This is a genomic window from Exiguobacterium sp. UBA3491 (assembly GCF_002377745.1).
Lineage (GTDB): Bacteria > Bacillota > Bacilli > Exiguobacteriales > Exiguobacteriaceae > Exiguobacterium_A.
On record NZ_DFQK01000002.1, the window covers coordinates 25,483 to 31,985 of the forward strand.

The window sequence follows — 6,503 nt, forward strand, 5'->3', positions numbered from 1 at the left end:
CTTATCCTGCCGTACGGAGACGCCCCACTTGCCGTATAGGAGCGACATCGTGATCCCCCCGATCACCGTCGCTAGTTCGAGTGCAGAAAACGTCTGGGCATTTCCCGATAAGACGTTCTTGGCATATGGTGCAAGTAAGGTATTCATCGGTGTGATCATCCAGTTCGCAAGGATCGCACAACCAAGGATCCATTTTAAGAGACCGTCACGCGCGACGTAATGAACCCCTTCGAGCAACGCTTCGCGGTACGATCCGACACGCGCTCCTTCTGCGTCTTGTCCCGTCATGTGTCGGACGAGTAACCAGGCGGCGAGATGCAGTCCCAGATCGAGCCACAAGATACTCGCCATCGAGAAGTGGGCAATCATCATCCCACCGAGTAAGAATCCGCTTAACGTCCCGATCCGTTCGATTGTCGCGAGATAGGCATTCGCTTGCGGCAATTGGTCATCTTCGACTAGATCAACGACCCACGTGAAGACAGCATTACCGCCGACGATTTGTAAGATGGTCTGAACGACGAGCAAGCAAAGTACCCACGGTAAGACGACGTCTGTCAGATCGATTCCCGCTAACGTAATACCAAGCGCTAACAAGCGAATGAGTAAGGACGTTTGATACAACGATGCGCTGACGAAACGGTCAATCCACGGTCCAACGAACGTTGAGACGAGAAAACGAATCAAAAAGACACTTGTTGCAAGCAAGGCGACACCGAAAGCACTTATCTGTTCCGCGCTCAACCAGTAAATCGCAATATAAACAAAACTCGTCCCGACAGTCGATAACAAATCGGAGACATACATAAAACGAAACGCACGTGACATGATGCTTTATTCCTTTCCTAAAACGACTTCTTGTTCATCTTACAATTTTTCTCAATTGCTGCCCATTCTTTTTTCGTCATCACATCGTCATCGTCTGTTAAGGCATTCTTACCCATCTGTAACAGAGCCGACATGTTCATTCGCTATACTAAAACGCATAGGGAGGTGAAGATCCATGAAAACGCAAACGCGTTATGACTATGAAACCGAACAGGAACAGGTCGACGTCCCGTCTGAGGCACGTCTAGGCTACTACTTTCTTTTGATTGTCCTGCCGCTTGGTCTCGCGCATCTTGTCCAGTCGCTTGCTCCTTCGCCGGATCAACACCACTCGTCCGTATTGACGGGTTTGACGTTCTTATCCATCGTCTTTTTCATGTACTTAGGTAACCGAGCTGCTGGAAATGCCAAAACGACCTTTTTCGGATACTCGATGTTCTTGAGTATCAGTCTGTTCGCGACGCTGTTTCTACCAACGGTGCCGATCATTTGAGCATAAGCAAACGAGCACATGTCCGACTTTGGACGTGTGCTCGTTTTTTAATGCATATGCGATTCGTGTTTGCCGTCACAATACAACGTATTGCCATGTGCATGTTGATCCGTCTCGACCTGGATGGTCGCGTGGTTAATCCCGACGTGTTTCAAATCGTGATCAATCTGTTCGCGAATCGATTCTGACTCCCGTACGGTCATGTCCTCCTTGACGACGACGTGACACGATAACGCGTTATAACCACTCGTGATCGACCAGATGTGTAGATCATGTAATCCGAGAACGGCTTCGTTCGTCTGAATTGTCGAAACGACCTCATCAATGTCGACATCACTCGGCGTTCCTTCCATTAAGACGTGTACGGACGCCTTCGTCACGTAATAACCACTCCGTAAGACGAGGATCGCTACGATGATACTCGCAAGTGGATCCGCCCATCCCCAACCGAAGAACAGGATCAGCAAGGCGGCTACAATCGCACCGACCGATCCGAGCATGTCGCTTAAGACGTGCAGATACGCACCGCGCATGTTGAGGTTATGTTCGTGCCCACCGCCGCGTGTCATGATCCAGGCAACTAAAATGTTGACGAGCAACCCGAGGACACTAATGATCAGCATCCCCGTCGTTGCGACAGCGGGTGGATCGATGAAGCGTTGAATGGCTTCAATGAAAATATAGAGAGCGATGACAATCAGCGTCACGCCATTTAGGATTGCGGCTAAGATTTCAAAGCGTTTTGAACCGAACGTCTTGTTCGCATCCGGTGCTTGACTCGAGAACTGGAAGGCTAACAGGGCAATCGCAAGTGAAATCGAATCACTTAACATGTGCCCGGCGTCTGATAACAATGCCAAACTGTTCGTCCAAATCCCGCCGATGACCTCGACGATCATGAACGCGGTGATGATCAGGAACGACAGGCCCAGTACCTTTTTATTGTCGGTATGATGATGGTGGTGATGATGATCATGTGCCATGACGTTGCCTCCTTTTACCTTACATTCAAACGTCTATTTGAATTATAACGTGCCTCCGTTCTGCGGTCAATGGGCTCACGTGTTATATCCCACGCCTGTACTCTTCCAAAACGACTAATCTGACTATACAAAAAAAGCGATGACTTCTCGCCATCGCTCTCTTTGTATTCTTCTCAAATAAACGACCGAAAGTCTTCCGTTTGTTGCTCGAGTTGATGTGCGACCTCTTCGATCGCGGTAAAACGTTGCATCGTTTCCTTTACTGTCGCAAGGCTTGACGCGACTTCGAGATGGGACGCTTCAATCTTTTTCATCATCGCCATGATTTGACGGTTCATCGTTTCCGTATTCGTCCGTACCTCGACGACTGCACTGCCGACTAAATCCGATAAATTTTTGACTTCACTCGCAACGACGGTGAACCCTTTGCCATGTTCTCCAGCACGTGCCGCTTCGATTGCCGCGTTCAGCGACAACAGGTTCGTTCGGGCTGCGATCTCCTTGATCGTATCAGCAATCTTCGTGATCTCGATCGCTTGGGCATATAATGTTTCGAACGTCTGCTGGTTCTCAGCCGTTTCACTTGCGATTGTGTGCATCGTCTCTTGAAGTTGATTGCCCTCTTTAGAGCCTTGAATCGACTGCAGATTCAGTCCTTCAGCGAGTGTCTGGAAGCTTTTCGCATATCCTTGTACACGGTCGATCCGGTCCGTGATGTTACTCGCGATCTTGACGACGCCGACGACTTCTTCTCCCTCAAAGATTGGCATGTAAGTGGCTTCAAGCCATAAAATATCACCACGAGCATCAACGCGCTTGATTTTATCCGCTGTACTGAAGCCCGAAAACAGGCGTGTCCAAAAGTCCTGATACTCACGGCTGTTCGCGAATTCTGGTGTACAAAACGTATGGTGCTGTAAGCCAATCATCTCATCCCGCTTATACTTCATCGTTTTCGCAAACAAGTCGTTAACGTCGATGACCCGTCGTTGGCGATCAAAACAGACCATCGCGACGTTTGATTCAAGGCTCGATAAGATTGCTGGTGAGCGCAATGGTCTCGGTAAGGTTTCATTCATGGTGTCATTAACTCCTTCTATGTGTCAATCATGTTCTATGACAGTTTCATATATGAACATTCTGTACCTATCTATCGTCATCAATTGATCTTTTTTATAGTTTCATTCAAAAAAAAGAACAATCCTTTATTACTGAGGTATGGTCAGACTCACTCACTTTTAAGAACTATAGCTGTTACACTAGGGATATGGCATTTGATACGGACAGGGGGAAACAGCATGGATTATGAAAAAGCATCTCACAAGTTCTAACACCGAAAGCAACAGTTGACGTTAAAAAAAGAAACGGTCATCGAGCGCGTATTCCGGCGATATAATGCAATCGAAATACCGAAAGACGACATCTCGGATTTAGTGAATGATGATCAACTCGAATACGATGCCATCTTTTGCTGCTTGAAGATTGATGACGGTGACCTCTTGAATTCGCTTTTTACGCCTAGTGAATTAGACGATTTCGAGTGGGAGATACAAGATAATAAAAGGAAAAATCGACGATACCGATATGCTAATCAGAAAGAAGCAGATTACAATCAATTGATTCTCGATGAGATGGAAGGACGCCGAATTGATATCGTCTTAGAGAGCCTTGACGGTACATATATCACTGGATTCTTGGTTAGGAATCAATCCGAAGTAATCGGCTCTTACTTATATGCTCTCGTCGGTGGTGCACATTTTGCCGATCCTGTCGTAAAAAACCTCGTCATTCGAGCCAGAGAGCTGACAGAAGAAGTCGAAGAATCATATCGTGATTATCTCGACGATTTAGTTCGGTGGGGTCATATTTAAAAAGAACGATGGACTTCAAATGAAATCAATCGTTCTTCGTCTGCGCTTCGATTTTCTCGTTCCGAGCAGCCTCAAAGTTGCGATAAATCGTAAATCCTACTAAACCAATCAACCAGATAATGCCATACCCGAGTTCCCAGTCTAAGCCGAAATACAAGATTGACGACGTGATGACGACAATCAGGATTAAGCGAATGCTCGACAGATGATATTTACTCATGATGTCCCTCCTTTTCTACCGCCACCGAAGTAGATGTATGTCACGAATAGAATTAACGTCCACGTAAAAACCGCGAATATGATTTTAAATAAGCCGTCAGGCAGTACTTTTGAAATATATAACATGGTCATTAGGATTGAAAACGTTAAATGGTTATTTCTCATTTGTGTAGAGAGCTTATCCCAATTGAGCAGGACAAGTAGTACCGCGACGGGTGCGAGGAGTGCCGTTAGGAAGAAGAACGGAACGTTCCTCATATAGTACGGTATCTCGTCTTTGTTTTTTCTCATCACATATCTCTCCTCATCTGCAATATAGAATACCTAGCTTCTCTATTCATTTCATCGGAACGGATGTGATTGCATGAAAAAAAGAAGTACGCTCGCTGATCTATACTCTTATCGTTCTCGTCATCTTGGTAGCTGCCTATCCGACTTACCTCTTCGTTTCTAAAACGATGACTGAAATCAAGATTGAACGAATGTTAGTTAAATCAGGATACGACCAAGATATTTCAAAAAAAGAAACGATCTTTGAGTCGAAGACCGGAAGATATGTGTTGGAAGTTAAATACACGAATGAACCGGACTATATATACAACTATGAAATCGTTGAAGATCATGTACTGACGACTGTATACGACCAGCATCATGTTGAAGTGACTGGCTCCGTTCAACATGAATTAAAGTAGATATCGTACTTTAAATAACAATCGAGCCCATTCAGCGATCGCACGAATGAACTCGATTTATGTACCTCTTAACATTCTTCTTTCATGTTCAGTGATTCTGCCGAGCGAATCGTAATTTGTTTTGCAGCATCATCGATGGATATGACACAATCCCATGTCGGCTTTAACTGAAGGACATCATTTCGATCCAACCACAAGACCGCAGTCAGTTCGATGAAGTCCCCCATCACTACCATTTTTCTCGCCTTCTCATCAATGACGGCATATAGTTCATCATCCAAGCTGATTTTCCAGTCAAAGAATTCATTCTCATTCATCCTTTATCTCTCCCAATCCTTCATACACTCTCAAGATCATTCCGCTGTAGTAAACGTAATCTTCCATTTCTTCCGCGCAATCAATACAACGATTAGCGAAATCAACAGAGATATTTTAAGCGTTGTATCATCGATAAGATGTACTCCGTAATGAAGCGAAAAAAGTACCGTTAGTAGAGCAACGACGCTTCCTAAAAAGATCATGTTTTTCATTCTATCACCTCGTTTCTTCAATGGATTTAACGTGTTGTCAATCCTTTGAAATATACCGTCCTTCTTGTTTGTTCGTAATCTGTACGCCGTCTTTATATCCCGTGACGTCAATATGACTCGATCCCGATTGATAAATCTCATATTCATTATTCGGTTCATCTTCGAACACGATGCGTGCGAAGAATTCACCTGTGCTCGTATCATAGCGAATTTCTTTGTTCTTCACGTGTGTCATATAATCATGTCGCTTCAGATAGTGATTGATTGATTGATTGATTGAGTGACCTCTTGTTTTTCATCATAGTACAATGACTTATAGGCTGAAGCACCGATGATGCCGACTCCTAGAATCATCAATAACATAATCGATATAAAGGTTCGTTTCATTTCATCACTCCTGAGAATCGTTTCTGTGTCATTCTTCGTATTAGACATTCTCCTTGTTTTTAAAATGTCGATATGTATAAACTAATACAAGAACACAAAAAAAAGGAAGTCACTCATGATAAAAATCCATAAAATACTTTTTATTGTCATTTATGTTGATTGTTATCATCTTGAATCTTTTGAATGGTCGAGTAATTGAAAATGAACGGTTAACCTTAGCCGTGAACATCGCTATCGTGCTGATGGCGTTATTCTTTATCCGCTTGAGGTTCTCTAAACGAAAACGTAAATAAAATGCTAAGTAGTATGTAAAGGTGGTCAAATCGTGGGACAATTCATGATTTTCGGTGCACTGATGAATCTTCTGATCATTGGCGCAATCGTCTATGTCGTATGGAAGTTAGCTAAGAAACTCTTTAAAAAATAAGTGATGAATGTACTTTTTTCGTTTACTTCATATGAATTAATGTTTACATAAAGAAAGAGGCTGGGACATAACT

At 44.0% G+C, this 6,503-nt stretch carries 10 protein-coding genes; 3 read left to right on the plus strand and 7 right to left on the minus strand.

Annotated features, from left to right (window positions below):
- A partial coding sequence (locus B4F99_RS00405; RefSeq protein ID WP_290754694.1) for an MFS transporter occupies nt 1-828 on the minus strand: 828 nt, incomplete at its 3' end.
- 175 nt (nt 829-1,003) lie between these two features.
- Between B4F99_RS00405 and B4F99_RS00410 the strand changes: the two genes are divergently transcribed.
- Nucleotides 1,004-1,321, plus strand: coding sequence for a hypothetical protein (locus B4F99_RS00410; RefSeq protein WP_023468204.1), 318 nt, complete (start codon nt 1,004-1,006; stop codon nt 1,319-1,321).
- A gap of 47 nt (nt 1,322-1,368) precedes the next feature.
- Here B4F99_RS00410 and B4F99_RS00415 read toward each other — a convergent pair whose 3' ends face one another.
- Complete coding sequence (locus B4F99_RS00415) at nt 1,369-2,304, minus strand: cation diffusion facilitator family transporter (protein ID WP_290754696.1); 936 nt, start codon at nt 2,302-2,304, stop codon at nt 1,369-1,371.
- Nucleotides 2,305-2,477: 173 nt separating this feature from the next.
- Nucleotides 2,478-3,383 carry a methyl-accepting chemotaxis protein gene (locus tag B4F99_RS00420; protein WP_290754697.1) on the minus strand — a complete coding sequence of 302 codons (906 nt, stop codon included), beginning with the start codon at nt 3,381-3,383 and terminating at the stop codon, nt 2,478-2,480.
- 267 nt (nt 3,384-3,650) lie between these two features.
- Here B4F99_RS00420 and B4F99_RS00425 point away from each other — a divergent pair, with 267 nt between their 5' ends.
- Nucleotides 3,651-4,175, plus strand: coding sequence for a hypothetical protein (locus tag B4F99_RS00425; RefSeq protein WP_290754699.1), 525 nt, complete (start codon nt 3,651-3,653; stop codon nt 4,173-4,175).
- 25 nt (nt 4,176-4,200) lie between these two features.
- Here the strand turns inward: B4F99_RS00425 and B4F99_RS00430 are convergent, their stop codons facing one another.
- On the minus strand, nt 4,201-4,395 hold the full coding sequence (locus B4F99_RS00430) for a hypothetical protein (RefSeq protein ID WP_290754700.1): 195 nt from the start codon (nt 4,393-4,395) through the stop codon (nt 4,201-4,203).
- A 481-nt stretch (nt 4,396-4,876) separates the two neighbouring features.
- Between B4F99_RS00430 and B4F99_RS00435 the strand changes: the two genes are divergently transcribed.
- Nucleotides 4,877-5,086 (plus strand): hypothetical protein, encoded by a 210-nt coding sequence (locus B4F99_RS00435; RefSeq protein ID WP_349677543.1) that lies wholly within the window; start codon nt 4,877-4,879, stop codon nt 5,084-5,086.
- A 68-nt stretch (nt 5,087-5,154) separates the two neighbouring features.
- Here B4F99_RS00435 and B4F99_RS00440 read toward each other — a convergent pair whose 3' ends face one another.
- The 3 genes from B4F99_RS00440 to B4F99_RS00450 form a co-directional block, all read right to left on the minus strand.
- Nucleotides 5,155-5,403 carry a hypothetical protein gene (locus tag B4F99_RS00440; RefSeq protein WP_290754702.1) on the minus strand — a complete coding sequence of 83 codons (249 nt, stop codon included), beginning with the start codon at nt 5,401-5,403 and terminating at the stop codon, nt 5,155-5,157.
- 250 nt (nt 5,404-5,653) lie between these two features.
- A complete protein-coding gene (locus B4F99_RS00445) occupies nt 5,654-5,851 on the minus strand; it encodes a hypothetical protein (protein ID WP_290754703.1) in 198 nt (65 codons plus the stop codon).
- A gap of 14 nt (nt 5,852-5,865) precedes the next feature.
- Nucleotides 5,866-6,003: a hypothetical protein gene (locus B4F99_RS00450; protein WP_290754705.1), complete on the minus strand. Its 138-nt coding sequence runs from the start codon at nt 6,001-6,003 to the stop codon at nt 5,866-5,868.
- Nucleotides 6,004-6,503: the final 500 nt, after the last annotated feature.

Excerpts from the sequence above, each read along its gene's own strand:
- B4F99_RS00435 (WP_349677543.1), top strand. The coding sequence starts at position 4,877 with ATGTTAGTTAAATCAGGATACGACCAAGATATTTCAAAAAAAGAAACG.
- B4F99_RS00410 (WP_023468204.1), top strand. The coding sequence starts at position 1,004 with ATGAAAACGCAAACGCGTTATGACTATGAAACCGAACAGGAACAGGTC.
- B4F99_RS00420 (WP_290754697.1), bottom strand. The coding sequence starts at position 3,383 with ATGAATGAAACCTTACCGAGACCATTGCGCTCACCAGCAATCTTATCG.
- B4F99_RS00440 (WP_290754702.1), bottom strand. The coding sequence starts at position 5,403 with ATGAATGAGAATGAATTCTTTGACTGGAAAATCAGCTTGGATGATGAA.
- B4F99_RS00450 (WP_290754705.1), bottom strand. The coding sequence starts at position 6,003 with ATGAAACGAACCTTTATATCGATTATGTTATTGATGATTCTAGGAGTC.
- B4F99_RS00445 (WP_290754703.1), bottom strand. The coding sequence starts at position 5,851 with ATGACACACGTGAAGAACAAAGAAATTCGCTATGATACGAGCACAGGT.
- B4F99_RS00430 (WP_290754700.1), bottom strand. The coding sequence starts at position 4,395 with ATGAGTAAATATCATCTGTCGAGCATTCGCTTAATCCTGATTGTCGTC.
- B4F99_RS00415 (WP_290754696.1), bottom strand. The coding sequence starts at position 2,304 with ATGGCACATGATCATCATCACCACCATCATCATACCGACAATAAAAAG.